This is a genomic window from Acidovorax sp. GW821-FHT10E03, from assembly GCF_059415205.1.
Genome location: NZ_JBWKMU010000021.1, coordinates 1 through 25203 on the forward strand (window position 1 = coordinate 1; position 25203 = coordinate 25203).

At 65.7% G+C, this 25203-nt stretch carries 17 protein-coding genes; 6 read left to right on the forward strand and 11 right to left on the reverse strand.

The window, feature by feature from the left end:
* Positions 1–222 precede the first annotated feature (222 nt).
* On the forward strand, positions 223–1086 hold the full coding sequence (locus AC07OD_RS27580; RefSeq protein ID WP_494598529.1) for a hypothetical protein: 864 nt from the start codon (positions 223–225) through the stop codon (positions 1084–1086).
* Between the two features lie 131 nt (positions 1087–1217).
* Here the strand turns inward: AC07OD_RS27580 and AC07OD_RS27585 are convergent, their stop codons facing one another.
* From AC07OD_RS27585 to AC07OD_RS27625, 9 genes are all read right to left on the reverse strand, one after another.
* A complete protein-coding gene (locus AC07OD_RS27585) occupies positions 1218–1634 on the reverse strand; it encodes a F0F1 ATP synthase subunit epsilon (RefSeq protein ID WP_218298036.1) in 417 nt (138 codons plus the stop codon).
* Between the two features lie 75 nt (positions 1635–1709).
* Complete coding sequence (gene atpD / locus AC07OD_RS27590; protein WP_055396243.1) at positions 1710–3116, reverse strand: F0F1 ATP synthase subunit beta; 1407 nt, start codon at positions 3114–3116, stop codon at positions 1710–1712.
* Between the two features lie 33 nt (positions 3117–3149).
* Entirely contained in the window at positions 3150–4016 is an 867-nt protein-coding gene (gene atpG, locus AC07OD_RS27595) for a F0F1 ATP synthase subunit gamma (protein ID WP_218298035.1), read from the reverse strand.
* 18 nt (positions 4017–4034) lie between these two features.
* The gene (gene atpA / locus AC07OD_RS27600) at positions 4035–5588 is read right to left on the reverse strand and encodes a F0F1 ATP synthase subunit alpha (protein ID WP_055396240.1); all 1554 of its coding nucleotides are present in this window, start codon (positions 5586–5588) and stop codon (positions 4035–4037) included.
* Between the two features lie 42 nt (positions 5589–5630).
* On the reverse strand, positions 5631–6173 hold the full coding sequence (locus AC07OD_RS27605) for a F0F1 ATP synthase subunit delta (RefSeq protein ID WP_218341840.1): 543 nt from the start codon (positions 6171–6173) through the stop codon (positions 5631–5633).
* A 10-nt stretch (positions 6174–6183) separates the two neighbouring features.
* On the reverse strand, positions 6184–6654 hold the full coding sequence (locus tag AC07OD_RS27610) for a F0F1 ATP synthase subunit B (RefSeq protein ID WP_007847746.1): 471 nt from the start codon (positions 6652–6654) through the stop codon (positions 6184–6186).
* Positions 6655–6688: 34 nt separating this feature from the next.
* A complete protein-coding gene (atpE, locus tag AC07OD_RS27615) occupies positions 6689–6958 on the reverse strand; it encodes a F0F1 ATP synthase subunit C (protein ID WP_099657604.1) in 270 nt (89 codons plus the stop codon).
* A gap of 59 nt (positions 6959–7017) precedes the next feature.
* Positions 7018–7896: a F0F1 ATP synthase subunit A gene (gene atpB, locus AC07OD_RS27620; protein WP_218298033.1), complete on the reverse strand. Its 879-nt coding sequence runs from the start codon at positions 7894–7896 to the stop codon at positions 7018–7020.
* A 19-nt stretch (positions 7897–7915) separates the two neighbouring features.
* On the reverse strand, positions 7916–8389 hold the full coding sequence (locus AC07OD_RS27625) for an ATP synthase subunit I (RefSeq protein WP_218298032.1): 474 nt from the start codon (positions 8387–8389) through the stop codon (positions 7916–7918).
* Between the two features lie 275 nt (positions 8390–8664).
* Here AC07OD_RS27625 and AC07OD_RS27630 point away from each other — a divergent pair, with 275 nt between their 5' ends.
* From AC07OD_RS27630 to lipA, 3 genes are read left to right on the forward strand one after another with little or no spacing between them, the layout of a single operon-like run.
* The gene (locus tag AC07OD_RS27630; RefSeq protein WP_218298031.1) at positions 8665–8982 is read left to right on the forward strand and encodes a YbeD family protein; all 318 of its coding nucleotides are present in this window, start codon (positions 8665–8667) and stop codon (positions 8980–8982) included.
* 47 nt (positions 8983–9029) lie between these two features.
* Entirely contained in the window at positions 9030–9728 is a 699-nt protein-coding gene (gene lipB / locus AC07OD_RS27635; protein WP_369641159.1) for a lipoyl(octanoyl) transferase LipB, read from the forward strand.
* Between the two features lie 14 nt (positions 9729–9742).
* Complete coding sequence (gene lipA / locus AC07OD_RS27640; protein WP_494598530.1) at positions 9743–10732, forward strand: lipoyl synthase; 990 nt, start codon at positions 9743–9745, stop codon at positions 10730–10732.
* 47 nt (positions 10733–10779) lie between these two features.
* Here lipA and AC07OD_RS27645 read toward each other — a convergent pair whose 3' ends face one another.
* Complete coding sequence (locus AC07OD_RS27645) at positions 10780–12261, reverse strand: TolC family outer membrane protein (RefSeq protein WP_492244700.1); 1482 nt, start codon at positions 12259–12261, stop codon at positions 10780–10782.
* Between the two features lie 138 nt (positions 12262–12399).
* Between AC07OD_RS27645 and AC07OD_RS27650 the strand changes: the two genes are divergently transcribed.
* Positions 12400–13098, forward strand: a complete 699-nt coding sequence (locus AC07OD_RS27650; protein WP_218298027.1) for a transglutaminase-like cysteine peptidase — start codon at positions 12400–12402, stop codon at positions 13096–13098.
* Positions 13099–13128: 30 nt separating this feature from the next.
* A complete protein-coding gene (locus AC07OD_RS27655) occupies positions 13129–15042 on the forward strand; it encodes an EAL domain-containing protein (RefSeq protein ID WP_218298026.1) in 1914 nt (637 codons plus the stop codon).
* Between the two features lie 270 nt (positions 15043–15312).
* Here the strand turns inward: AC07OD_RS27655 and AC07OD_RS27660 are convergent, their stop codons facing one another.
* Positions 15313–25155 (reverse strand): retention module-containing protein, encoded by a 9843-nt coding sequence (locus AC07OD_RS27660; RefSeq protein ID WP_494598531.1) that lies wholly within the window; start codon positions 25153–25155, stop codon positions 15313–15315.
* Positions 25156–25203 lie beyond the last annotated feature (48 nt).

A 25203-nucleotide genomic window follows, 5' to 3' on the forward strand; every position in this document is an offset into this window, starting at 1 on the left:
CGCCGTGCGTGCCCAGGCTGCTGAAGCCGTGCGCACCGGCCAGATCTCGGCGGGCGAAATCGGCAACGCCATGTAATGCCTAGATCCCGCATGCGGCGCATGCGGGACGGAAGGTGCAGATGCAAGCCAAAAAGGCTGGGGCCCCGCGAAGGGCCCCGGCCTTTTTCGCATGGGCCGGTCGGTCACAATGGCCGGGCTGATGGTTCCCACCACACCGCCGCCATGCCCCCCTTCCGATCCATCGACCACGTCATGCTGCGGCTCCCTGCGGCAGAGCCTCTGTTCGAACTGTTCAGCCGGACCTTCGGCCTGCCCGTGGCGTGGCCCCTGCAGCGCACCGGCTTCGCCACCTATGGCTGGGTGCACGTGGGCAACACGGACCTGGAGTTCTGGGCGGCAGCCGACAATGGCGACCTGCCGGCCTGCGCGCGGCCGCCGCTGGTCCATGGTTTCGCATTGGAGCCCTCCGGGCCCTTGCCCGGCGCCATGGCCCACGCCACCTCGCTGGGCATCGCCTGCAAACCTGCCCGCCCCTTCCAATCTGCAGGCCACCGAGGCGAAGTGGTCACGAACTTCACCAACTCTGTCCTGCTGGATCTGTCAGCCCCCAGCTGTTGCGTGTTCTTCTGCGAATGGGCACCGGGCGCCCCCATCTACCCCTGGGACGATGCCACCACACCCGTGGAACGCCGAATGCGGCACAGGCAGGTGCTGGAGGCAAGCGGTGGCGGCCCCCTGGGGTTGCTCGGACTGCACGCGGTCCGCATGGGCACGCCGGATCTGGCGACCCATCGGCGCCAATGGCAGGCGCTGAGCGGTTCTTCCCCCGGCGGCCACTCCATCGCGCTCACCCCGGAGGTCTCGCTGGAACTGGTGCCGGGCGAGCACCTGCGGATTGAATCGCTGTCCTTCAGGGTCCGTTCGCTGGCCGTGGCACGCACCTTTCTGGCCCACCACCAACTGCTGGGGGCCGGCACGGAGGATGATCAGCTTGGCGTGGCCTGCGAAGGCCTGCACATCCATCTGGTGGAGGCACCGGCTCCGCCCGGCGTCCGCGGCTGCGGCTGCGGCTGCGGCAGTCCATGAAACACCTGCGCCCGCCCAGGCGCTGCAGCCCGGATGGCGCGGGGTGTGGAGGCTCCTTCATTGCATTGCGGCATAAAAAAACCCGGCAAAGCCGGGTTTTCTCTGGGCAGATCCGCGAGGGCCTGAATTGCTTACTTCTTCTGGCGGAACTTGCGCAGTGCCGCGATCTGCGCAGCCATCACCGCCAGTTCGGACTGCGCCTTGGCCAGATCGATCTCGCTCTTGGCATTCTTCAGTGCTTCCTCGGCAGAGGCCTTGGCAGCATTGGCCTTCTCGTCGTCCAGGTCCTTGCCGCGGATGGCGGTGTCGGACAGCACGGTCACACAGTTGGGCTGCACTTCCAGAATGCCACCGGCCACGAAAACGAACTCTTCGCTGCCGTCGGCCATTTCGATGCGCACCGAGCCCGGCTTGATGCGCGTGATCAGCGGGGTGTGGCGGGGAAAGATGCCCAGTTCGCCAGCTTCGCCAGGCAGCGCGACAAAGCGTGCTTCACCGGAGAAGATGGACTCTTCGGCACTGACCACATCAACGTGGATGGTGTTCATCATTGCTCCTAGGAAAAGGTGGGTTGCTTGATTGCTGAAGGCCGAGCGGCGGTAGGCTGCTCAGCCGCCGGGCAATCAGGCCACCTTCTTGGCCTTTTCGAAGGCTTCGTCGATGGTGCCCACCATGTAGAACGCCTGTTCCGGCAGGTGATCGCATTCGCCGTTCACGATCATCTTGAAACCACGGATGGTTTCCGACAGGGGAACGTACTTGCCTGGCGAGCCCGTGAACACTTCGGCCACGTGGAAAGGCTGCGACAGGAAACGCTGGATCTTGCGCGCGCGGGCCACGGCCAGCTTGTCTTCAGGAGCCAGTTCGTCCATGCCCAGAATGGCGATGATGTCGCGCAGTTCCTTGTAGCGCTGCAGCGTGCCTTGCACCGCACGGGCCGTGGCGTAGTGGTCTTCGCCCACGACGTTCGGGTCCAGCTGGCGGCTGGTGGAGTCCAGGGGGTCCACGGCAGGGTAGATACCCAGCGAGGCGATGTCACGCGACAGCACCACGGTCGAGTCCAAGTGGGCGAACGTCGTGGCAGGCGAGGGGTCGGTCAAGTCATCGGCTGGCACGTACACGGCCTGGATGGAAGTGATCGAACCCACCTTGGTGGACGTAATACGCTCTTGCAGGCGGCCCATTTCCTCGGCCAGCGTAGGCTGGTAGCCCACGGCGGAAGGCATGCGGCCCAGCAGGGCGGACACTTCGGTACCGGCCAGCGTGTAGCGGTAGATGTTGTCCACGAAGAACAGCACGTCACGGCCTTCGTCACGGAAGGACTCAGCGATGGTCAGGCCGGTCAGCGCCACGCGCAGACGGTTGCCTGGGGGCTCGTTCATCTGGCCGTACACCATGGCGACCTTGGACTCTTCGAGCTTCTCCAGGTTCACCACGCCGGAATCGGCCATTTCATGGTAGAAGTCGTTCCCTTCGCGGGTACGCTCGCCCACACCAGCGAACACCGACAGACCGCTGTGGGCCTTGGCGATGTTGTTGATGAGCTCCATCATGTTCACGGTCTTGCCCACGCCGGCACCACCGAACAGACCCACCTTGCCGCCCTTGGCGAACGGGCACACCAGGTCGATCACCTTGATGCCGGTTTCCAGCAGCTCTTGCGAAGGCGACAGTTCGTCGTACGCAGGGGCCTTGCGGTGGATGGATGCCGTCAGTTCCTGGCTCACGGGACCACGTTCGTCGATGGGCGCGCCCAGCACGTCCATGATGCGGCCCAGCGTCGCCTTGCCCACGGGCACGGTGATGGAGTTGCCGGTGTTGGTCACCATGATGCCGCGGCGCAGGCCGTCGGACGAACCCAGCGCAATGGTACGCACCACGCCGTCGCCCAGCTGCTGCTGCACTTCCAGCGTCAGGGTCGAACCGTCGAGCTTCAGAGCGTCGTAAATCTTGGGCATCTGGTCGCGTGGGAACTCAACGTCCACCACAGCGCCGATACATTGAACAATCTTGCCTTGCACTTGAGCCATTTTTCGCTCCAATAAAGATGTTGGTTGAGCTGCTTACACAGCAGCGGCGCCAGCCACGATTTCCGAAAGTTCTTTCGTGATCGCTGCCTGGCGCGTCTTGTTGTAGACCAGCTTCAACTCGCCAATGACGCTGCCGGCGTTGTCGGTGGCGGCCTTCATGGCCACCATGCGTGCCGACTGCTCGGACGCCATGTTTTCCGCAACCGCCTGGTAGATCAGGGACTCGACATAGCGGACCAGCAGATCGTCGATCACGGTCTGTGCATCGGGCTCGTAGATGTAGTCCCAGCCATGCTCGGTCTTCTCGGCCTGCATCTGCGCGGACGACAGGGGGAGCAGCTGCTCCACCACCGATTCCTGCTTCATGGTGTTGATGAACTTGGTGTACGAGAGGTACACCGCGTTGATCTTGCCTTCTGCATAGGCGTCGAGCAGCACCTTGACCGGGCCGATCAGCTTGTCCAGATGGGGCGTGTCGCCCAGGCCCGTCACGTGCGAAACCACCTTGGCACCGACACGGTTCAGGAAACCCAGGCCCTTGTTGCCGATGGCAACCGCCTCGGTGGACACGCCAGCGCCCTGCAGCTCACGCAGCTTGGACGTCACGACGCGCAGCACGTTGGTGTTCATGCCACCGCACAGGCCCTTGTCGGTCGTCACCACGATCACGCCGGCCGTCTTGGCATCGTTCACTTTCATGAACGGATGCACATATTCCGGATTGGCGTGGCCGAGGTTGGCTGCAATGTTGCGGATCTTCTCGCTGTAAGGGCGGGCAGCCCGCATCCGTTCCTGCGCCTTGCGCATTTTGGATGCAGCCACCATTTCCATGGCTTTGGTGATCTTCTTGGTGTTTTCCACCGATTTGATCTTGCCGCGTATTTCCTTGCCTGCTGCCATGATGGATCCTCGTCCGGTTTAAGCGAACGACTTCTTGAACGCGGCGATGGCAGCGGTCAATTCGGCTTCTGCGTCCTTGTCCATGGCCTTGGCCTGTTCCAGCTTGGCCAGCAGTGCGGCGTGGCTGGTCTTCAGGAACTGGTGCAGGCCGTGTTCGAAGTCGAGAACCTTCTTGACGTCGATGTCGTCCATGAAGCCCTTGTTCACAGCGAACAGCGTGGAAGCCATCAGCGAGATGGACAGCGGGCTGTACTGTGCCTGCTTGAGCAGTTCGGTCACGCGGGCACCGCGGTCCAGCTGCTTGCGGGTGGCTTCGTCCAGGTCGGAAGCGAACTGTGCGAACGCAGCCAGTTCACGGTACTGGGCCAGGTCGGTACGGATACCGCCGGACAGGTTCTTCACCAGCTTGGTCTGGGCAGCACCACCGACGCGCGACACCGAGATACCGGCGTTGATGGCGGGGCGGATACCGGCGTTGAACAGGCTGGTTTCCAGGAAGATCTGGCCGTCCGTGATCGAGATCACGTTGGTAGGCACGAAAGCGGACACGTCGCCGGCTTGCGTTTCGATGATCGGCAGTGCGGTCAGCGAACCGGTCTTGCCCTTGACTTCACCCTTGGTGAAGGCTTCGACGTAGTCGGCGTTCACGCGGGCTGCGCGCTCGAGCAAACGGCTGTGGAGATAGAACACGTCGCCAGGGTAGGCTTCGCGGCCTGGTGGGCGGCGCAGCAGCAGCGACACCTGGCGGTAGGCAACAGCCTGCTTGGACAGGTCGTCATACACGATCAGGGCGTCTTCGCCACGGTCGCGGAAGTACTCGCCCATCGTGCAGCCCGAGTAGGCCGACACGTACTGCATGGCGGCCGATTCGGAGGCCGATGCGGCCACGACGATCGTGTATTCCATGGCGCCGGCTTGTTCCAGCGCGCGCACCACGTTCTTGATCGACGAAGCCTTCTGGCCGATGGCGACGTAGATGCAGGTCACGCCCTGGCCCTTCTGGGCGATGATGGCGTCGATGGCCACGGCGGTCTTGCCGGTCTGGCGGTCGCCGATGATCAGCTCGCGCTGGCCACGGCCCACGGGCACCATCGAGTCGATGGACTTCAGGCCGGTCTGCAGGGGCTGGTCCACCGATTTACGGGCGATCACGCCCGGCGCGACCTTTTCGATCACGTCGGTGAGCTTGGCGTTGATGGGACCCTTGCCGTCGATAGGCTGGCCCAGGGCGTTCACCACGCGGCCGATCAGCTCGGGGCCGACCGGCACTTCCAGAATGCGGCCCGTGCACTTGACGGTGTCGCCTTCGGAGATGTGTTCGTACTCACCCAGAATCACGGCGCCGACAGAGTCGCGCTCGAGGTTCAGGGCCAGGCCGTAGGAGGGCTGGCCGTCCTTGGTGGCGGGGAACTCAAGCATTTCGCCCTGCATCACGTCCGACAGGCCGTGAACGCGCACGATACCGTCGGACACGGACACCACGGTACCCTGGTTGCGGATATCGCTGCTGGCGGCCAGACCTTCGATGCGGCTCTTGATGAGTTCAGAAATTTCTGCGGGATTGAGTTGCATGACTCTTTCCTTCTTTCTTTGGTTCGCTGTCCTCGCCGCGCGTTACGCGGTGAGGGCCGCTTTCATTTGTTCAAGACGGGCCTTGACCGAAGTGTCCAGCACCTCGTCACCCACCACTACGCGAATGCCACCGATCAGGGATTCATCCAGCTGAACGGTGAGATTGAGCTTGCGGCCAAAGCGCTTTTCCAGCGCAGCGCTGACCTCGGCCAATGCTGCTGCGTCCATCGGAAAGGCGCTGTGCACCACGGCATCCGAAGAGCCGCTGCGGCGATTCACGAGGGCACGGAACTGCGCGGCGACTTCCGGCAGCGCGTTGAGGCGCCCGTTGTCGATGACCGTGCGCAGGAAATTCTTGGCCGTGTCGGACAGCGCCGAACGCGCAACCCCCGTGACAACGGCAAACACCTGGTCTGCCGTCACCTTGGGGTTGTCCGCCAGCTGACGCAACTGGGGGTTGGCGGCAATGGCCGCCAGTTCATCGACCCAGGCAGCGGTGCTGGCCAGGTCCATGCCCGCACCCGCGGTAGCGGCCTTGAACAGGGCATCGGCGTAGGGGCGGGCAATGGTGGCGAGTTCAGCCATGTGTGTCCCCTTACAGCTCGGTCTTCAGGCGGTTGAGCAGGTCGGCGTGAACGCCGGCATTGACTTCCTTGCGGAGAATCTGCTCAGCACCCTTGACGGCCAGCGCAGCCACCTGCTCGCGCAGGGCTTCGCGGGCTTGCACCGTTTGCTGTTCGGCTTCGGCACGGGCGGAAGCAACGATCTTGTTGCCTTCTTCCGTGGCGCGTGCCTTGGCTTCTTCGATGATGGCCTGGGCACGTCGGTCGGCGTCCGCAAGACGCGAGGCCGTTTCGTTGCGTGCCTGTGACAGTTCCTTCTCGACGCGCTGGTTCGCAGCGGTCAGTTCGGACTTGGCACGGTCGGCAGCAGCGAGGCCTTCGGCGATTTTCTGGGCTCGTTCATCCAACGCCTTCGCGATCGGGGGCCACACGAATTTCATCGTGAACCACACCAGGATCAGGAAGACGATGGCCTGAATGAACAGGGTCGCGTTGATACTCACGGCAACACCTTTCTAGAGTGGCGTTGAGTGGGAATTACTTGGGCAGGTTGACCAAGAACGTGGAGACGAAGGGGTTGGCGAATGCGAACAGCAGGGCGATGGCCACGCCGATCAGGAAAGCAGCGTCGATCAGACCGGCCAAGATGAACATCTTGGTTTGCAGTTCGTTGATCAGCTCAGGCTGACGTGCCGACGATTCGAGGAACTTGCCACCCATCAGTGCGATACCGATGGAAGCGCCGATAGCGCCCAGACCAACGATCAGACCACAAGCCAGAGCGACGAGACCGAGAATGTTTTCCATGATGACTCCTGAGTTAAAAAAAGAAAGGTTGAAAAGGAAAGAGAAACGAAAGGGAACCGTTAGTGCGCGTTGTGCGCCTGACCGAGGTAGATCAGCGCAAGCATCATGAAGATGAAGGCTTGCAGCGAGATCACCAGAATGTGGAACAGCGTCCAGATGGTGCCAGCGATGACGTGGCCCACAGGCAGCAGCACACCCGACAGCGACAGTGCAGCCGCGCCACCCATCAGGGCGATCAGCATGAACACCAGTTCGCCAGCGTACATGTTGCCGAACAACCGCATGCCATGCGACACGGTGTTGGCGACATATTCAATGACCTGCATGAGCAGGTTCACCACGCCCAGGATCAGGGCGAAGATGGGATTCTTGCTGGTGCCGAACGGGGCCGACACGAGTTCGTGCGCCCAGCCGCCAGCGCCCTTGATCTTGACGCTGTACCAGAAGCGCAGCACCAGGATGGCGAACGCCAGGCCCAGGGTGGTGGACAGGTCGGCCGTGGGCACGACGCGCAGGTAGGCGTGGTGCGGGTCGTGGCCGGCGGCGCCATAGATCTGGGCCCAGATCGCGGGCAGCAGGTCCACGGGCAGCATGTCCATGAAGTTCATCAGGAAGATCCAGACGAACACCGTGAGGCCCAGGGGGGCGATGAACTTGCGGCTTTCGGCGTTGTGGATGTTGGCCTTGGCCTGGTTGTCCACCATCTCGACCAGCATCTCCACAGCCGCCTGGAAGCGGCCCGGCACGCCGGAGGTTGCCTTACGGGCAGCTGACCACAGGATCAAAAGAGTGAGGGCACCCAGAACCAAACCCACGATGATCGAGTCATAGTTGATGACCGTGAAGTCAACAATCTTGGTCTGGTTGATGTTTTGAAGATGCTGCAGGTGGTGAACGATGTATTCACTTGCAGTCGGAGCGTGCGCTTCTGCGGCCATCGGACAACTCTTCTCTCTATCAATCGGTTTTTCGGACACCGGGCCGCACCAACAGTGCCACCCAGTACGTTTTCATTGTGATCACCATGCCTACCAGCAGGGCAATCCAGTTCAGGCCCGCCACCAGCCGGGGTGCCGCTGCGAGCAGCGCCACCGTCAACACGATCTTGGCGATTTCCCAACCAAAGAACCCCACCATGGCGGCACGCGGATTGGAAGACGCCTTGTGGCGCAACACCCCCCGTGCAAACAAGCCAGCCGGAACCACCACCGCCAGAGCGCCATAAGCCGCAGACCAGCCTACCGACGCCCTGCCCGTCAGAAGCCAGGCCACCAGGGCCACCAGCATCCCGACCAGCGCCTGACCCGCCACCACCTTCCATACGGAGATGGGAGGATTGCGACTGCGCCACTGTTCGGCCTCTTGGGCCGTCAGGGGCTTGAAGTCAGATTCTTCAGCCTCAGTTTCAGTCTCAGGCGCGATTGTTTTCATTGTTGAATGACGCCCGCGTTACAGACTGCAACTTTCACAAAGCCTCTAATTATAAGTAAAAACCCGTGGCGCTCGACAAAGACCCGCAACCCCGGTCCAAAACCGGTGCGCAAGCCTGCGCCGTTGTGGTGACGGGCCAACGGCTTTTTCCCTTTCCCTGCGCCCCCGCGCACCGATCTGGCGCACGCCGCCCGGCCAGGGTTTTCACAACGGACACGCCGTTGAAGCACAATGGCAAAGCCCTGCCAGCTCCTGAAACCGAAGCACTTTCCGCCATGACATCCTCCAGCCTGCCGCCTGAAAACGGCCCCGACACACAGCCTAACGATCCCCGCAAGGACTCTCTGATCGAATACCCCTCCAGGTTCCCGATCAAGGTCATGGGTGCGAAGGTGGATGGCTTCGTGCATGCCGTGACGGAACTGGCCCGCCAGTTCGACCCGACCTTCGACGCTGGCACCATTGAACTGCGCGACAGCCGGGCCGGCAATTACCTCGGAGTTACCATCACCATCACCGCGACCAGCCGGGAGCAGCTCGACAATCTGTACCGCGCGCTGTCGTCGCACCCCATGGTGAAGGTGGTGCTGTAAGGCCCGCGCCCGCATCAGCCAGACAGAGATAGATAGAGATAGCACTCATGGCCATCGACCTTCGCGTGCTTGGCCGCGTGGACTATGCCGCCACGGTGCAGGCCATGCAGGACTACACGGCCACCCGCGCAGCCGAGACCGTGGATGCGCTATGGATATGCGAGCACGCGCCGCTGTACACCCAAGGGCTGGCCGGCAAAAGCGACCACCTCCTGCACCCCGGAGATATTCCTGTCGTTGCCACCAACCGGGGGGGCCAGGTCACTTTCCATGGCCCCGGCCAGGTCGTGGCCTATCCCCTGATCGACCTTCAGCGCGCGGGCTACTTCGTCAAGGAGTATGTGTACCGCGTGGAGGAAGCCGCGATCCGCACGCTGGCGCACTTTGGCGTCACGGGCCATCGCGTCGCCGGGGCCCCCGGCATCTACGTGCGCCTGGACGACCCGCACAGCCATGCACTGCTGCCGCAGCGCCCCCAGAAGCGCCCGGAGAACGGCGCCATCGCCGCGCCGGACTTCACGGGCCTGGGCAAGATCGCGGCCCTGGGCATCAAGGTCAGCCGGCACTGCACCTACCACGGCGTGGCGCTCAACGTGGCGATGGACCTGGAACCCTTTGAGCGCATCAACCCTTGCGGTTACGCAGGATTGCGAACGGTGGACCTTTCTACAATCGGGGTCCACACCACCTGGGAGGAAGCCGCACAGGTGCTGGGCCAGCAGCTCAGCATCCGGCTCGCGCCCTGAACCGCCTACACGCCATGAGCACCCCTGAAGTCGTCCGCGAAGCGCAATCCACAGAAGCCTACAACCCGCTGGCCAAGCAGAAGGCCGCGGCCAAGCTGTCGCGCATCCCCATCAAGGTGGAGCAGGGCGAGGTGCTCAAGAAGCCTGAGTGGATCCGGGTGAAAGCCGGCAGCCCGACAACGCGCTTCTATGAAATCAAGGAGATCCTGCGCGAGCACAAGCTGCACACGGTCTGTGAGGAAGCCTCCTGCCCCAACATCGGCGAATGCTTCGGCAAGGGCACGGCCACCTTCATGATCATGGGCGACAAGTGCACGCGACGCTGCCCGTTCTGCGACGTGGGCCACGGCCGCCCCGATCCGCTGGACAAGGACGAGCCGCTGAACCTGGCCAAGACCATCGCCGCCCTCAAGCTCAAGTACGTGGTGATCACCAGCGTGGACCGCGACGACCTGCGCGACGGCGGCAGCGGCCACTTCGTGGAATGCATCCAGAACATCCGCGAACTGTCGCCCGCCACGCAGATCGAGATCCTGGTGCCCGACTTCCGGGGCCGCGACGACCGCGCGCTCGAGATCCTCAAGGCCGCGCCGCCCGACGTGATGAACCACAACCTGGAGACCGCGCCCCGCCTGTACAAGGAAGCGCGCCCCGGCTCCGACTACCAGTTCAGCCTGAACCTGCTCAAGAAGTTCAAGGCGCTGCACCCCAAGGTACCGACCAAGAGCGGCATCATGGTGGGCCTGGGCGAGACAGACGAAGAGATCCTGCAGGTGATGCGCGACATGCGCGCGCACGACATCGACATGCTGACCATCGGCCAGTACCTGTCGCCCAGTAACAGCCATCTGCCGGTGCGCCGCTACGTGCATCCCGACACCTTCAAGATGTTCGAGCAGGAGGCCTACAAGATGGGCTTCAGCCACGCTGCGGTGGGCGCCATGGTGCGCAGCAGCTACCACGCGGATCAGCAGGCGCACGCCGCAGGCGTCGTCGCCGCCTAGTCCGAACGCCTCGCGAAGCCAGGCGGCCGGGGCCTTCGCCCCGCCCCCTAGCGGGCAGCGGCGGGCCGGGGCGCACCCGTGGGCTGCGCGGGCAGCGTGGCACGCGGGCGTGCCGGCGTATCGGCAACCGCCCTCGCCTTGTCCACGGCGATCGATACCGGGACTTCGGCGGGACACAGATCGGCGGGGTCGATGCCACTGCGCTGCTGGCCCGCGTCTGCGGGCGAGGGCATGTCGGTCCGGCTCACATTCAACGCGGCCAGCAGCTGCCCCATCGCGCCCAGGGTCCGCGCCTGCGCCACCACCTGGTCGTAGCGCGCGTTGACATAGGCCCGGCTCGCCTGGAATGCCTCGTTCTGCGTGTCCAGCAAATCCAGCAGGGTGCGCTGCCCGAGATCGAATTGCTGGCGGTAGGCTTCCCGGGCCTTTTCCGTCGACAGGCGGTGCTGGTCCAGATAGGTCATCTGCTCCACCAGCCTCCGCGCATCATTGAACGCGATCGCCGTGGTCTGGCGCACGTCCCTGCAGGCCTTTTCCTTCAACTCCCGGGCCTGGAACTTGTTCTCCACCGCCTGCTGCTCCCGCGCCTTGTCGGCACCGCCCCTGAAGAAGTTGTAGGTCAGCACCAGCTCCACGGTGCTGTCGCGCGAGCGCCCCTGCTCCCCGATGAGGTTGCGGTCCCACGACTGGCGGGCCCTGAAGTCGACCCGGGGCATGAAGCCGGCCTTCTGCGATGCAATGCCTGCCTCGCTGGCCAGCATGTTCTCGATGGCAGCGTTGATCGTGGGACTGTTGTTGAGCGCAAGGGCCACCACCTCGTCGGTCTTTTGCGGCAGCTGGGTAAGCCGAAAGCCTTCGGGCAAGGGCGGCAGCGCGGGCGGCGGCAGCTCGCCCACCAACCGCTGGTAGCGGGCGCTGACATCGTGCAGGTTGGAGATTTCCGTCAGCAGATTCGACTCCGCCAGCGCGAGGCGGCCCGTCGCCTGTTCGAGATCGACGCGGCGCCCCACACCCGCGGAAGTGCGCTCGTCAATCTGGTTGGTGGTCAGCTTGTGCTCCACATAGTTCTGCTTGGCCTGCTCCACCAGTTCGCGGTACCGCGCCACATCGGCATAGGCGCGCACCGCTTCCAGCGCCGCTGTCTCGGAGGCCTCCACCAGTTCGTAGTACCGCGTGAGCTTGGCGTGGCCGAGCCGCCGCACTTCGCTGCTGGTGAAGAAGCCATCGAACAGCATCTGGTTCAGCGTGAGCGCCGCGCCGGTATGGTGGTACGAGCCCGTGCTGCCGGAAGGCCGCACACGGTTCTCGCGGCCGGTGCTGGCCACCGCGTCCAGCTGGGGAAGGAAGCCGGCGCGCGCAACGCTTCGCTCTGAATCGGCTGCCCGGAAACCGAACCATCGCGCCTGGACGTCCGGGTTGCTCACCACCGCCTTTCGGGCTGCGTCCACAAGGCCTTCCGGGAGAGCTTGTGCGGATGCACTAGTGCTGACCACGACGGCCGCGGCGATCAGGGTAAGAGGAAGTTTCATGACAACTCCGAATCATTTGTGATGCAGAATTGAAACGTAGCATTTCGATTGAAACTCGCACAGTTTTTTTTTACAACTCTGCAACCACTGGTTGAATCCAGTTACTTCCGCGCAAGGTAGCCGCGTTTCGCGTGTTCCATGCATTTCCTGCAGCCACTTTTCCAGCACGCGCCCCGGGCCACCGCGCACTTCCGGGTGGTGCTGGCATTGGCCGTCGCAACCCTGCTGGGGGCCGTATTCAGCGCCCCTGACCTGGACAGGATTCAAGCCCTCGCCCTCCAGCGCCACGGCCCCAAGGGGGCCGAGCAGATCAGCGCCTGGCGCGCCATGCTCAACGAGGGCCAGCACCTGAGCGAGGTGGACAAGCTCGCCCACGTCAACAGCTTCTTCAACCGCCGCATGCTGTTTGAAAGCGATGCGGTGGTCTGGCAGCAAAACGACTACTGGGCCACGCCGCTGGAGTTCATGGGGCGCGGCGCGGGCGACTGCGAAGACTTCTCCATCGCCAAATACATCACGCTGCTGCACATGGGCGTGCCCAACGACAGGCTGCGGATGATCTACGTGAGGGCCCGCATCGGCGGCCCCGGCAGCAGCAAGAGCGAAGCCCACATGGTCCTGGGCTACTACGCCCATCCGGCCGAAGAGCCGGTGGTGCTGGACAACCTGATCACGGCCATCCGCCCGGCCTCGTCCCGGCCGGACCTGTCCCCCGTGTTCAGCTTCAACAACGAAGGGCTGTGGGTGTCCGGCGCATCCACATCGTCGGCAGACCCGACGACGCGGCTGTCACGCTGGCGCGACGTACTCGAACGCATGCGGCAAGAGGGTTTCTGACCCCTGCACCAATCACCGGAGATAGCGACCATGTCACTCACCAAACAACTCTGGCTTGCCATCGGACTGGTCATGGCGCTGGCCTTTGGAGGCAGCATGCTCGTCAGCGTCCTGTCCGCGCGGCACTACCTGCAGCAGCAGCTGCAGATCAAGAACTTCGACAACGCCACGTCGCTGGCGCTGGCGCTTTCGCAGCTCGACAAGGACCCGGTCACGGTGGAGCTGCAGGTCGCCGCGCAGTTTGACGCTGGCCACTACCGCTTCATCCGCATCGCCTCGCCCACGGGCCAGACGCTCGTGCAGCGCACCTTCGACGGGCAGCTGGAAGGCGCGCCCGGCTGGTTCGCCCGGCTGATTCCGATCAGCGCGGAGCCTGGCAGGGCGCTGATCCAGGATGGATGGAAACAATATGGAACGCTGACCCTCGCAAGCCACGACCAGTACGCCTACCGCAGCCTCTGGAGCGGCACGCTGGAGCTGCTGGCCTGGTTCGTTCTGGGCAGCCTTGTCGCGGGCGGCGCGGGAACCATCGCGGTGCGCCGCATCACGCGCCCCTTGCGCGATGTGGTCGCGCAGGCCGAGGCCATCGCGGAGCGGCGTTTCATCAAGATCACGGAGCCGCGGACACCCGAACTGCGCAGCGTGGCACGGGGCATGAACGACATGGTCGCGCGCCTGCGGTCCATGTTCGGGGAGGAGGCGGCCCGCCTGGAAGGGCTGCGCAAGAAGGTCAACCGCGATGCAGTCACCGGGCTCTCCAGCCGCGAGTACTTCCTGTCGCACCTGCGCGAAGCCCTGGAAGGCGAGCAATTCCTCTCATCGGGCAGCCTGGTGATTGTCCGCCTGGCCAATCTGGAGAGGCTGAACGCGCAACTGGGCCATCAGCGGGTGGATGCCCTGCTCAAGCACCTGGGCTCCGTGCTCTACAAGAGCGGCGAGGGCAAGCCCGGCCAGCGCGCGGGGCGACTCAACGGCGGTGAGTTCGGCGTCCTGTGCCCCTCCACGCCGTCCCCGTCCGAGGCCGCGCAGGATATCTTCGCGCGCCTGTCATCGCAATGGCTGCCCCACTGGTCTGCCACGGCCCCCGACCTGTTCCACATCTGCGCCGTGGGCTACCGGCGCCAGGAAACCCTGGGCGCGCTTTTCAGCAGGGCGGACGAGGCGCTGGCGCGGGCGCAATCCCTGGGCCCCAACAGCATGTTCGCCGACGAAGGCGAGCACCCCGCCGAGGCCCGGCCCGCCGAACAATGGCGCACGCTGCTGACCGAAGCCGTCACCGGTGGCAGGCTGCAGCTGGCCTTCTACCCCGTTGTCGACGGACGCGGCGAAGGCGCCATCCACCAGGAAGGCGTGATCCGCCTGGCGTCCGACGCCTCGGGCGCCCTGCTGTCCGCGGGCGACTTCATGCCGATGGCAGCGCACCTGAACCTCACGGCCCCCATCGACCTGCGCGTGGTGCGCCTGGCCATCGAGCACCTGCGCGGCACGGCCGGCGACATCGCGATCAACCTGTCGTCCGAGACCATCGCGGACTTCCACTTCCGCAACGAGCTGATGCAGTTGCTGCGCGCCTACCCCGACATCTGTCCACGCCTGCTTTTCGAGGTGCCGGAGTACGGGGTGTTTCGCGCCTTCGATGCGTTCAAGGAGCTTGCCCACACCCTGCAGCAACTCGGATGCCGCGTGGGCATCGAATACTTCGGCCAGCGGTTCACCGAAGGCAACAAGCTCGCCGACCTGGGGCTGGACTACATCAAGGTGCATCCCAGCTACGTGCGCGGCATCGCGGGCAATCTGGGCAACCAGGAGTTTCTCAAGGGGCTGTGCAGCATCGCTCATGCCATTGGTATCCAGGTCATCGCGCTGGGGGTCGAATCGCGGGACGACCTGCCCCTGCTGGCCTCGCTGGGCTTTGATGGCGCTACGGGGCCGGGCATCCGTTGAGGCGTTCCGGCGGCGCCTGGCATCTTCCTTGCCATCCTCGCGCGCTGCCGCACGCAAGGGATGCCGCTCTGGCGCGGCGTCATGCGCCGCGGTGGCTCCGCGCGACATGAAGGGTCCGGTGCCAGCGAGGGCGAAGGCACTCTGCCGCCGGCCTCTTGCCTGTCATCAAGACAGATAGCTGCCACCGCTTGATCCACAAGCGGTGGCAGCCTTTTTCTTGCCCATCCACAACCCACGCACCCCAGGCCCCTTGCGCCTGGGGTGCGTGGCTCAGTCGTCGTTTGGCTTGGTCACCGTCGCCACATCGGGGGTCCCCAGGGCCAGGTCCACGGCCAGGGCCTCCGGCGTGGTGTCTTCCACCACCACGGTCTGGGACGCTCCGCCCGCCGCCGGTCCGTTGCTGTCCACCGCGATGTTCGTGTCGCCCGAGGCATCCGCCGCCAGAGGCAGGCTTGCGAGCAGGTCGCCACCGTCGTCCGTCAGCAGGTCCGCCACCTCGATCTTGTCGCCCGCCTCCAGGTCCTTGACGACATCCTTGTCGGTGCCGCCGGGGCTGCTGTCCGCGAGGTTGATCTCGATGGTGTCGTCGCCATCGCCGCCGGCCAGGATGTCGCTGCCAGGGCCCCCATCCAGCACATCGTCGCCGTCACCTCCCTGCACGGTGTCATTGCCCTCGCCAGCCTGCACGGTATCGTCGCCCGCGCTGCCCACGATGGTTTCCGGCGCATCGCCACCCTTGATGGCCAGCCCGCCCGCCGCCGCATCGGACAGCTCCACCTCGTCGCCATCGAGCGTGTTGCCGGTGTCGATGACGATCTTGACGTCGATCGGGTCCGCCAGCGTGTCGCCGTCGCCATCGACGATCACGGCCTGCAGGTCGATCCACATCTGGTCGGCATAGACAGGCGTCGTGACCGGAGGTGTCGTCACCGTCTCGGTGTAGGTCAGGGTGGCCGCATCGGTCACCCGGTAGTCCGTGCAATCCTCGGCGGTGAACTGGACGGTGTTGAATGTGGCCGAGCCCGCCGGATCCACCCTGACGGGCGTCTCCACGCTGGCGGTACCACCATTGGTGTTGCCGCCGCTGGCCGTGCCCTCCTGAACGATGGGCGATCCCACCACGGTCGTGGCGCCGCCGCTGCCGGTGTTCACGGCCGTGACCACGGCGGCTTCCTCCTTGCCCAGGTGGTCGAGCTTGAAGTCGGCGGAGGTCACGTTCAGGCGCGTGCCATCGGCCTTGAAGAACTCGACCACCAGGCGCTCGCCCGCGCCGTCGCCGGCCTTCACGGCATCGCTCCTGTCGGAATCGCGCTCGCCCACCGAGCTGTCGTTGCCGATGAAGTTGTCGCCGACGCCAAAGCCCCCGCCGCCATTGCCGTTGCCCGTGGACGACCAGTTGACCTCGGGGTCGTTGGCCTGGTTGCCGTCGGTCTGCAGCGAGGTGTCGTCCTGGGTGACCTCCCACTTCCCGTTCTTCCACTGCACGGTGTTGGCCTTGGTCTCGTCCTTGTCGGCCGAGATCTGCATGTAGATGCCCGTGGCGGAGTCCACGTACCGCGCGCCCATTTCGCTGCCGCCAGCCGACGAGTGGGTATAGCTGCTGGGCTTGAACACATCGTCGTTCTTGCTGTCGCCGAAGACCACGGTCTTCTCCACGGTCGTCGTGCTGCCGGGTGTGACCGTCTCGCCCACCTGCACCTTGTCGGCCACCGCCACCATGTTGGTGACGTAGCTGGTCGTGCCGTCGGCATTCACCACGCCGTTCACGGTGAACGCGGTCTTCAGCACACCGCCGTCGTCGTACACCGCCTTGATGCTGCCGTCGCTCGTGGCCTGGTAGAACACCTTGTTGCCGTCCACCGTCATCACGGTGGAATGCACATCGCCGCCCTGCAGGTACGACATGGAGACATACCGCACGGGGGACGTGCCCACGGTGGTGGCCGAGGTCGCCGTGAGGTTCACGTCCGCCCCCACCACGTCGGCACCCACGCGTGCGCCCAGGTCCGCCGTGACCTCGCCCACGCCGCTGTTGGCGACCAGGGTGTCCTGCGTACCGCCCACGTAGACCGGCGCGTCGTCCTGGATCTTGATGTTGAAGCCCTGGACCTCGGTCTCGCCGTCCACCGTCTTCTGCGCCACCAGCTGCAGGTACAGGTTCTCCTCGCCGCTCTCGGTGTAGGCGTGGTCCACCTGGCCCTTGAGTTCCACCTTGTACTGGCCGCTGTCGTCGATGGTGGCCACGGCCACCGTGCGCACATCGGCGCCCGCGCCGGCCGTGCCGGTCAGGGTCTTGCCATCGGCCGACGTGCTCCAGCGCACCTCTTCCCCCGCCGAGGTGATCTTCTGCACCGGGGCCACCAGCGCGTAGGTGGCGCCCCCCATGCCCAGCGTGCCAGCCGTATCGGTGGTGTGCGGGCTGCTGTCCACGTTGCCCGTGGCCAGGCCGTCCTCGTACACCATGCCCAGGCCCTGCGTGCTCTGCTGGTGGCCGGTTTCGATGGTCAGCGTGGCGCTGTCGGTGTCGCCATCGCCGTCCTTCATCTGGTAGCTGAACGTGTCCGTCGTCTCGGGCGCCACGGCTTCCTCGAAGCTGACCGCCTTGACGAAGTAGTCCGAGCTGTCGCTGCCCTTGTCACCGGCGAGATAGTCCACGCCCGAGAACACCACGTTCTGGAAGGCGATGGGGTTGCCGTCGGCGCCCAGCACCTCGATCTCCACCTGGCCCTGGTGCACGGGGTCGCTGCCGTTCGCGCCGTTGTGGAACAGCGCGCCGCCGATCATGCCCTCGCCCACCTTGTTGCCGGCGGCGTCGAACGCCTCCCAGCGCCCGGTCTCGCCCTGGTTGCCCGTCTGGCCCGATTCGTTCTGGAACAGGTTGGAAATTTCCACCACGGCCCGCACGGCCATCGTGCCCAGGTCCACCGACAGGGCCTCCGTGCCCTGGCTGGGCGAGTAGCCCACCTGCTCGGGTGTGCTGGCGCCCACGTCGCCCGGCACGGGCTCGGTGGGGTCGTCCACGCCCGCGCCATTGCCCTGGCTGGTGACCACGGCGCCGCCGGTCTGCGCGGGCGTGGGGCTGGTGATCAGCTGTTCGCCCAGGTTCGTGGTGTAGGGCTTGCCGTAGTCGAAGGCATCGGTGCCGGCCGGCACGCCCGCGCCCCCTCCGAGCTGCACGGTGGTCTGGTGCCCGGTGTAGGTGTAGTCGCCATCGGACTCGATGGTGAGCGAGCCGTACTGGCCCGCCACCGTGGCGCTGCCACCGCTGGCCACGGCCGTGCCAGGCGTCCACACGGCGCCCTCTGCACCCGCGCGCACCTGCACGACCTCGGCCTTGGCGCCGTCCTGCATGCCCTCGTGCTGGTCCTTGCCGGCATCGCCCGAGGTGGTGCCCGCCCCCGTGAGCACGTTGCCGGTGGCGACCCAGTGGTCCACCACCCACTGCGTGCCATCCGTGTCGTCCTTCGCCACGGGGCCGTCGTCCGCGATGAACAGCATGCGGCCCAGGTCGATGCTCGCGTTGACATGGTCGCCATCGCCATCGGTGGCCGTGAGCTGCAGGCCGATCTTGCCCGCCAGCGCCGACTGCACCTCGTTGGAGTCGCCCGGCGTCGAATGCACCACCGTGCGCTGCTGGTCGAACGTGACCTCGCCGGTGGCGGCATCGACCGACAGCTGGAAGACCGTCTTTTCCACGCCGTCCACCGTCACGTAGCCGATGAGCGTGCCGCCGGGCCCGCTCTTGAGCAGCACATCGGCGGGCTGGCCGTTCGAGTACTGCGCGGTGTCCTTGAAGCCCGAGGGCGTGCCTTCACCACCGGTCAGGACCAGCCCATAGGCCTTGCCCTGCAGCGCGGCCGCACCGTCGGCGCCGTAGCTCACGGTGAAGCGCGTGGAGCCCACATCGGACTCCGCGTCGATGTTCAGGAAGCTGTCGTCCACCAGCAGCGGCATGGTGACGTTGAGCAGCACGTCGTTGTAGTCCAGGTCGCCGCCGCCCGCGATGTCCTCCCAGTTCTGGTTGCCCGAGACAGGGCCCACCGCGAGGGTGTTCACATGGGACAGGCCGTCGAGATTGAGCGCGCTGTTGTCGAACAGTGCGGCCGCGCCCTGCCCGGCGAGCGGAGCGCCACCCGCGTGCGCGACCCACTGGCCGCCGCTGTCTTGCGAGAAGGTGACCGCCGTGTTGTTGCCCAGCGAACCATTGAGGCTGTCGCCATTGGGGATCATGAAGAAGCCGACCTGGCCGGGCAGCACGCCCGGCGGCAGGGTGACGCTGGTCACCGGCTGGTTCTTCACGTTGTCCCACACCACCGTGCCCGTGGTGGGCATGCCGCTGGCGTCCTTGATGTAGTAGCCCCAGGTGTTGTTGTAGCCCGCGTCGCTGCCCACCAGTTGCACGGTGATGCCCGGCACGGGCGCGGGCTCCACCGTGGTGATGACGGGGATGTCGTCCTTCACGCTGGCGGCCAGCTCCACGCCGATGGCGTCGCCGTCACGGTCCTCGCCCACGATCTGCACGCGGCCCAGGTTCAGCGTGTCCTCGCCTTGCGCCGAGTGCATGAGCGCCCCCGTCACCGTGAGCGTGTATTCGCCATTGGCCTGGACCTCCAGCACGGCGGCCGCCCCCGTGGAACTGCCTTGCGGCTGCCCGTCGGCATTGAAGTACACCTTGCCCCCCGTGCCCAGATCCACGTTCACGGTGGTGCCGCCGAACTGCAGGCCGGTGACCTTGCCGAAACCGTCGGCGCCCCACTTCACGGCGCCGGTCATCACCTGCACGCCGGTCGATGCCTCCAGCTGCGCGCCATGGACCAGGTCGCTCGCATCCCGTTCGTCATTGCCGATCTTCGCGCCGCCACGCAGTGCGGACTCTTCCTCGAGCGTGGCGCTCAGCACCATGGCGGCGCCATCCACGAGCCTGGCGGTGGGGGCGTCGTCCTCCACCGTCACCTTGAGCGCCATGGTGTCCGTGAGGCCGGTGGACGGGTTGAGCGGGCGGTCGTTCGCGATGACCGTGAAGTTCAGTTCCTTCACATCGCCATCGGTGGCCGTGCCCGCGGGGGGCGGTGCATGGTCCACGGGGCCCAGCAGCACCACGCTGCTGGTGTAGCCGCTTTCATAGGTGCCCCCGATGGTCACCTTGATGATCTCGGTGCCGCCCACCTTGCCGATGAGTTCCGTGCCCGACGCGTTGGGGGTCCAGACGATGGGCGCACCGCCCGAGGTCAGCGCTGGCAGCAGGCTGCCCGTCGTATCGAAGCGCACGCCCACGGTGTCGCCGATGTCGGGGTCGGCCACACCGAAGCTGGCCGCATCCGTGGTGGTCTGGTCCGGGCTCTCGCGGTTGCCCGGCTCCAGCGCGTCTTCCTGCACGCTCACCGCGATCTGGTCGGCATTCGGCCCGGAATAGCGCGAGACCTCGTCGCCGTCCTTGTTGCCATCACCATCCTTGTCCACCCAGATCTCGGTCGTCTGGTCGTTGCCGGTCACGAATTCGGGCGCGTCGTTCACGCCCTGCACCGTCACGCGCACATTGGCCACGTCGGTGTCGCCATCCGCATCCTTCATCTGGTAGTTGAAGCTGTCGGTGACCGAGGCGCCTTCGCCCAGCGCCATCGCCTTGAGGTCATTCAGCGCATAGGTGGCATCGCCATTGGCCGCGATCCTGAGCGTGCCCAGGGTGCCGTTGGCATCGAACGACGGGCCGTCCAGGTCGGTCGTGTTGCCCGACCTGTCGCCACCGGCGCGGTTGAACACCACTTCGGCATGGGCGCCATCCGCCTTGGCCTCGTACATGTCGTTGCCCAGCACATTGCCCACGGCATGCTCCGTGGTGCCCATGGTCCCCGCCGAGGCCGTGAGATTGGCGGCATCGTCCGCAGCCACCGGGCCCGTGTCCTGGAAGTTGATCTGCCGGCCGATGTCGTAGGTGGCGGTATTGGACTTGTCGCCATCGCCATCCTTGGCCTGCGCGGTGAGCTGGATCACGCCGCCGCCGATGTTGACGATCTCGTGCGGATCGTTGGTGGGGTGCACCACCGCGCGGTACTGCTCCACCGTCACCTGGCCGTTGTTGGCCGCGTCGCCCGCCACCGAGACCTTGAACACATTGGTCTGCACACCGCCGATGAGGATGTAGCCAACGGCCGCGCCGCCCTCCATCTTCACCAGAACGGCAGAGCCGGTCGCGGTGTCCTTCAGCGCCGACGCCTGGCCCTGCGCGCCGACGCTCAGGCCGAAGGTCTTGCTGCCGCTGGCCGCAGCGCCATCCGCGCCGAAGTGGAACTGGAAGCTGCCCGCCAGCGCCTTGCCGTCGTTGTCCGAACTCGTTCCCAGATCGGCTTGCGCATCCTTGACCAGCAGCGGCACGTTCCAGTTCAGGTCCAGGTTGACGTCGTCGTAGTCCTTGTCCGAGCTGCCGGAGGTGATCTTGAGATCTTCCCAGTTGAAGTTGCCCCTGCTGTCCTGGCCGGCCGCCGTGCCCGACGGGGTTTGCTGCAGGTGGGACTGCCCGTCGCTGTTGAGCGCCTGGTCGGAGAAGTAGATGGGTGCCCCCTCGCCCGCGAGCGGCGATCCGCCGGCGAACGCCGTCCACTTCCCGCCCACGAGCTGGAACGACACCGCCTGGGCGTCGCCCAGCGCGCCGTTCTGGCTGTCGCCGTTGGGGATGATGAAGAAACCGATCTGGTCGGCCGTCACGCCCGTGGGCAGCGACACGGTCATGCCGCCTTCGGTCTTGACGTTGTCCCACAGCACGAACCCGCCCCTGGAGGTGTCGATGGAACCATCCGGGTTCTTGAAGTAATAGCCGAAGCTGTTGTTGTAGCCGGCCTCGCCGCCCTTGTACTCCACCGTGAAGCTGTGCTCGGCGACCGGCACGGCGTCGGACACCGTCACGATGGGCACGTCGTCCTGGATGGAGGCGTTCAACTCCACGCCGATCCTGTCGCCATCGCCATCCTCGCCCACGAAGGTGATCCTGGGCAGGTTCAGCCAGTCTTCGCCCGCGCCTTTGTGGATGAGGTTGTCCAGCACCTCGAACCGGTAGGCGCCGTCCGCCTCCACCGTCAGCACCGCCGCGCCGCTGGTGGCCCCGGGGGGCAGGGCCTTGCCGTTCTGGTCGAAGTACACGGTCACCACGCCGGCCACCGGGCTGTAGCTGTTCTCGGTGAAGATGCCCGTCTGCACCTTGACGCCCGTGATGCCGCCGAAGTCATCGGCGCCCCACTTCACGGCGCCCTGGAAGCCCGTGGCGTCGGTGTGGGCGTGGCTCAGTCCATCCGCCGTTTCGTTGTTGCCCAGCGTGCCGCCGCTGTGGGGCACCGACTCTTCCTCGACTTTCAGGCTGAGCTTGACGACACTGCCATTCTCCCTGGCGTGCTCGGGCACATCATCCTGGATCTTGGCGTAGAGATCCACGCCGATCCGGTCGCCGTCGCCATCAATGCCCACGAAGGTGAAGGTGCGCAGCATCAGGTTCTCGCCCTGGCCCGGATCGTGGTCCAGCGGCCCGATGACCGTCAAGCGGTAGCCGCCCGTGGCGCCGTCGATGCGCAGTTCGACCGACCGGGGGGTTGTGGTGTCCCCATCTGCAATGGGCTGGCCCTCGCGGTCCAGGTACACGGTGGCAATGGTGTTGCCCACGGCATATTCCTGGGCGCCGACCTGGACGGCGGCCACGCCGCCGAACTGGTCTGCGCCCCAGCGCACCACCCCCGTCATGGACTGGGCACCCGTCGACGCGCTCAGCGAGCCCACGGGGATGATGGCCAGCCAGTCGAGCGACTCGTCATTGCCGATCACGCCGCCGTCGCCGTTGGACGCGGATTCCTCCTCCAGCAGCGCGACCAATGGCACCGGGATGCCCAGCAGCTTGACGTGCACGGGGATGTCGTCCTGCACCCGCGTTTCCAGCGCGACGGTGATGGCATCGCCGTCGCCATCTTCGCCGACGAGGCGCACGGTTTCGAGGTTGAGCCAGTCCTCGCCCTGCACCACGGTGCCGCCCGCGGCGTGGTTCATGGTGGCAAGCACCGTGAGCGTGTAGCTGCCCGTGGCCTCGACCACCAGGCTGGCGGCGGCCCCGTCGGGCTGCGCTCCACCGGGGCCCGAGGGAATTACTTCGCCGTTGGCATTGAACCAGACCGCCTGGCCAACAGGAACGTTGGTCGCGCCTTCACCGCTGCCCACGCGCACGCCCGTGAGCTTGCCAAAGCCATCGGCTCCCCAGTTGATCGCGCCATTGATCTGGGTCAGGCCTCCACTGTCGACGGATGTGAGCGGAAGGTCGTTCTCGTCGTTGCCTATCGTGTGTCCGCCCTCCATGGCGGACTCTTCTTCGGCCTGCAGCGAGAGGACGCGCTCCACGGGTTCCCCGGGGCCCTCGCCCTGCCCGGGGGCCTCGTCATAGCGGTGGACCGGCACGTCGTCGCCAAACAGCAGGCGCCCGCCCAGGTCCAGCTCGGCCGCCACGGTATCGTCGTCGTTGTCGGTGGCCTCCAGCACCACGCTGAGAACCCCGGTTCCCAGCGCCTGCAGCTCGTCGCCGCCGCCATCCACGCCATCGGGCGCGGCATGCCGGATGGCCCCGGTCTGCGTCATCACCACGGCACCGGTCTGCGGGTCGATCTGCAGCGTCAGGATCACGTTGCCGCTGCCGTCGCGTCCCACCACCACGGAGGGGTCCCCGGTCGTGCTGAGCACGATCTCGGTGTTGGTGCCGGTGGCGTAGAGCCCCGTGGCCCCGCCATTGCCGATCTGGAATGCGAAGGCATAGCCGTCGCGCACGGCAGGGCCTTCTCCCTCGCTGCCGCCAGGCAGCAGCTTGGGGCCGTCCGCCCCGAAGGACACCACAAAGGCCGTGCCGTTGAAGGTGTTGCTGTCCGTGTCCGAGTCCACGGCGTCCGGGTTGTTCTCCGTGCCCTCGTACCCCGTGTTGGTGGCCTGGTTGACGCCGCGGTCCGACGTCGTCAGCGTGGGCGCGTCCTCGGTGCTGGTCGTGATCACGGGGATGTCGTCCTGGACCGACATGTTGAGCTCCGCAGTGAACTCCCCACCTTCCCCCGTGACACCACTGAAAGTCACCACGGGCAGCCCGAGGAAGTTCTCGCCGTCACCCGGCGCATGCTGCAAAGGTCCGATGACGGACAGGCTGTAATTCCCGTTGGGCGCGATGAACAGACGCACTGCGGGCGGCGTGGAATCACCTTCTGGAATCGGCTGACCCAGTGCGTCGAAATAGATGGTCACCCCCTCTGGGGGAACCGGCACATTCGCGAACCCAGGCAACCCGATGGAGAAAACCGTCCCGCCCTCCAAATCCAGGGTACCTTTGTGGAAGCTGAGGAGGCCATCGTCCTCCTCGTTGTTGCCCAGTATCCCACTGGGTCCCCCGGACGGGGCGGATTCTTCTTCCAGCGTCGTGCTCACGTTCAGGCGCACCGGTTCCGGCGCAGGCGGAGGTGGCGGTGGCGAAGCAGGGGGAGGGCCGGGTGGGGGGGGAGCCGGCGGAGGAGGAGGTGCGGGCACCGGGGGAGTGGGTGGCGCAGGGGGAGGAGGCGCTGGCACCGGCGGGGGCGGCGGAGCCACGGGCGGGGGCGGCGCCGGCGTGGGGGCCGCGTCGACGGTGAGCACCGCCAATGGATTGAAGTCGATGTCGGGCGCCGATTGCGGTGTGAAGCTGTATTGGTAGGCCAGCGGGTCCACCCCCTCGAAGATGCGCAGCAGCTGCACGAAGCTGCTGCCCTCGCCTTCGCCCCCGGCACCGCCGCCCAGGCCGGCGGCCGTGGCGTCCAGCTGCTCGTTGAGGTCGCCCCCACGCTGCAGCGCCTGGATGACCGTGTCGATGGTGCCCTGCCCGACGCTGGCCTCCTGGGCGGTGGGGCGTTCAGCGGTCTGCGTGACGCTGTCATCGATCTTGACGCTTTGCGCGGGCGCCACGGCCAGCGTCTGGCCGTCGTCCAGCAGCAGCTCCACCCGGCCTCCTGCCGTGGTCTGGACGATTTCACCCTTTTGCAAGGCGTCTCCGGCCTTGAGGGGACGGCGATGGCCATCGGCATCGACCGCGAAAGCGGTGCCGGTGACGGCAACCACGGTGGCGATTTGGGACATGGGCTGGCTCCGGTAAACCCCTACGCCCTGCGCAGCGGCAGGAAGTAA

What these genes read in the sequence shown, in the direction of transcription:
- AC07OD_RS27625 (WP_218298032.1), bottom strand. Translation starts at nt 8,389, where the DNA reads ATGAAAACAATCGCGCCTGAGACTGAAACTGAGGCTGAAGAATCTGAC.
- AC07OD_RS27630 (WP_218298031.1), top strand. Translation starts at nt 8,665, where the DNA reads ATGACATCCTCCAGCCTGCCGCCTGAAAACGGCCCCGACACACAGCCT.
- AC07OD_RS27580 (WP_494598529.1), top strand. Translation starts at nt 223, where the DNA reads ATGCCCCCCTTCCGATCCATCGACCACGTCATGCTGCGGCTCCCTGCG.
- AC07OD_RS27660 (WP_494598531.1), bottom strand. Translation starts at nt 25,155, where the DNA reads ATGTCCCAAATCGCCACCGTGGTTGCCGTCACCGGCACCGCTTTCGCG.
- atpE (WP_099657604.1), bottom strand. Translation starts at nt 6,958, where the DNA reads ATGGAAAACATTCTCGGTCTCGTCGCTCTGGCTTGTGGTCTGATCGTT.
- AC07OD_RS27655 (WP_218298026.1), top strand. Translation starts at nt 13,129, where the DNA reads ATGTCACTCACCAAACAACTCTGGCTTGCCATCGGACTGGTCATGGCG.
- lipB (WP_369641159.1), top strand. Translation starts at nt 9,030, where the DNA reads ATGGCCATCGACCTTCGCGTGCTTGGCCGCGTGGACTATGCCGCCACG.
- AC07OD_RS27605 (WP_218341840.1), bottom strand. Translation starts at nt 6,173, where the DNA reads ATGGCTGAACTCGCCACCATTGCCCGCCCCTACGCCGATGCCCTGTTC.
- lipA (WP_494598530.1), top strand. Translation starts at nt 9,743, where the DNA reads ATGAGCACCCCTGAAGTCGTCCGCGAAGCGCAATCCACAGAAGCCTAC.
- AC07OD_RS27650 (WP_218298027.1), top strand. Translation starts at nt 12,400, where the DNA reads ATGCATTTCCTGCAGCCACTTTTCCAGCACGCGCCCCGGGCCACCGCG.
- AC07OD_RS27585 (WP_218298036.1), bottom strand. Translation starts at nt 1,634, where the DNA reads ATGAACACCATCCACGTTGATGTGGTCAGTGCCGAAGAGTCCATCTTC.
- atpB (WP_218298033.1), bottom strand. Translation starts at nt 7,896, where the DNA reads ATGGCCGCAGAAGCGCACGCTCCGACTGCAAGTGAATACATCGTTCAC.
- atpD (WP_055396243.1), bottom strand. Translation starts at nt 3,116, where the DNA reads ATGGCTCAAGTGCAAGGCAAGATTGTTCAATGTATCGGCGCTGTGGTG.
- AC07OD_RS27645 (WP_492244700.1), bottom strand. Translation starts at nt 12,261, where the DNA reads ATGAAACTTCCTCTTACCCTGATCGCCGCGGCCGTCGTGGTCAGCACT.
- atpG (WP_218298035.1), bottom strand. Translation starts at nt 4,016, where the DNA reads ATGGCAGCAGGCAAGGAAATACGCGGCAAGATCAAATCGGTGGAAAAC.
- atpA (WP_055396240.1), bottom strand. Translation starts at nt 5,588, where the DNA reads ATGCAACTCAATCCCGCAGAAATTTCTGAACTCATCAAGAGCCGCATC.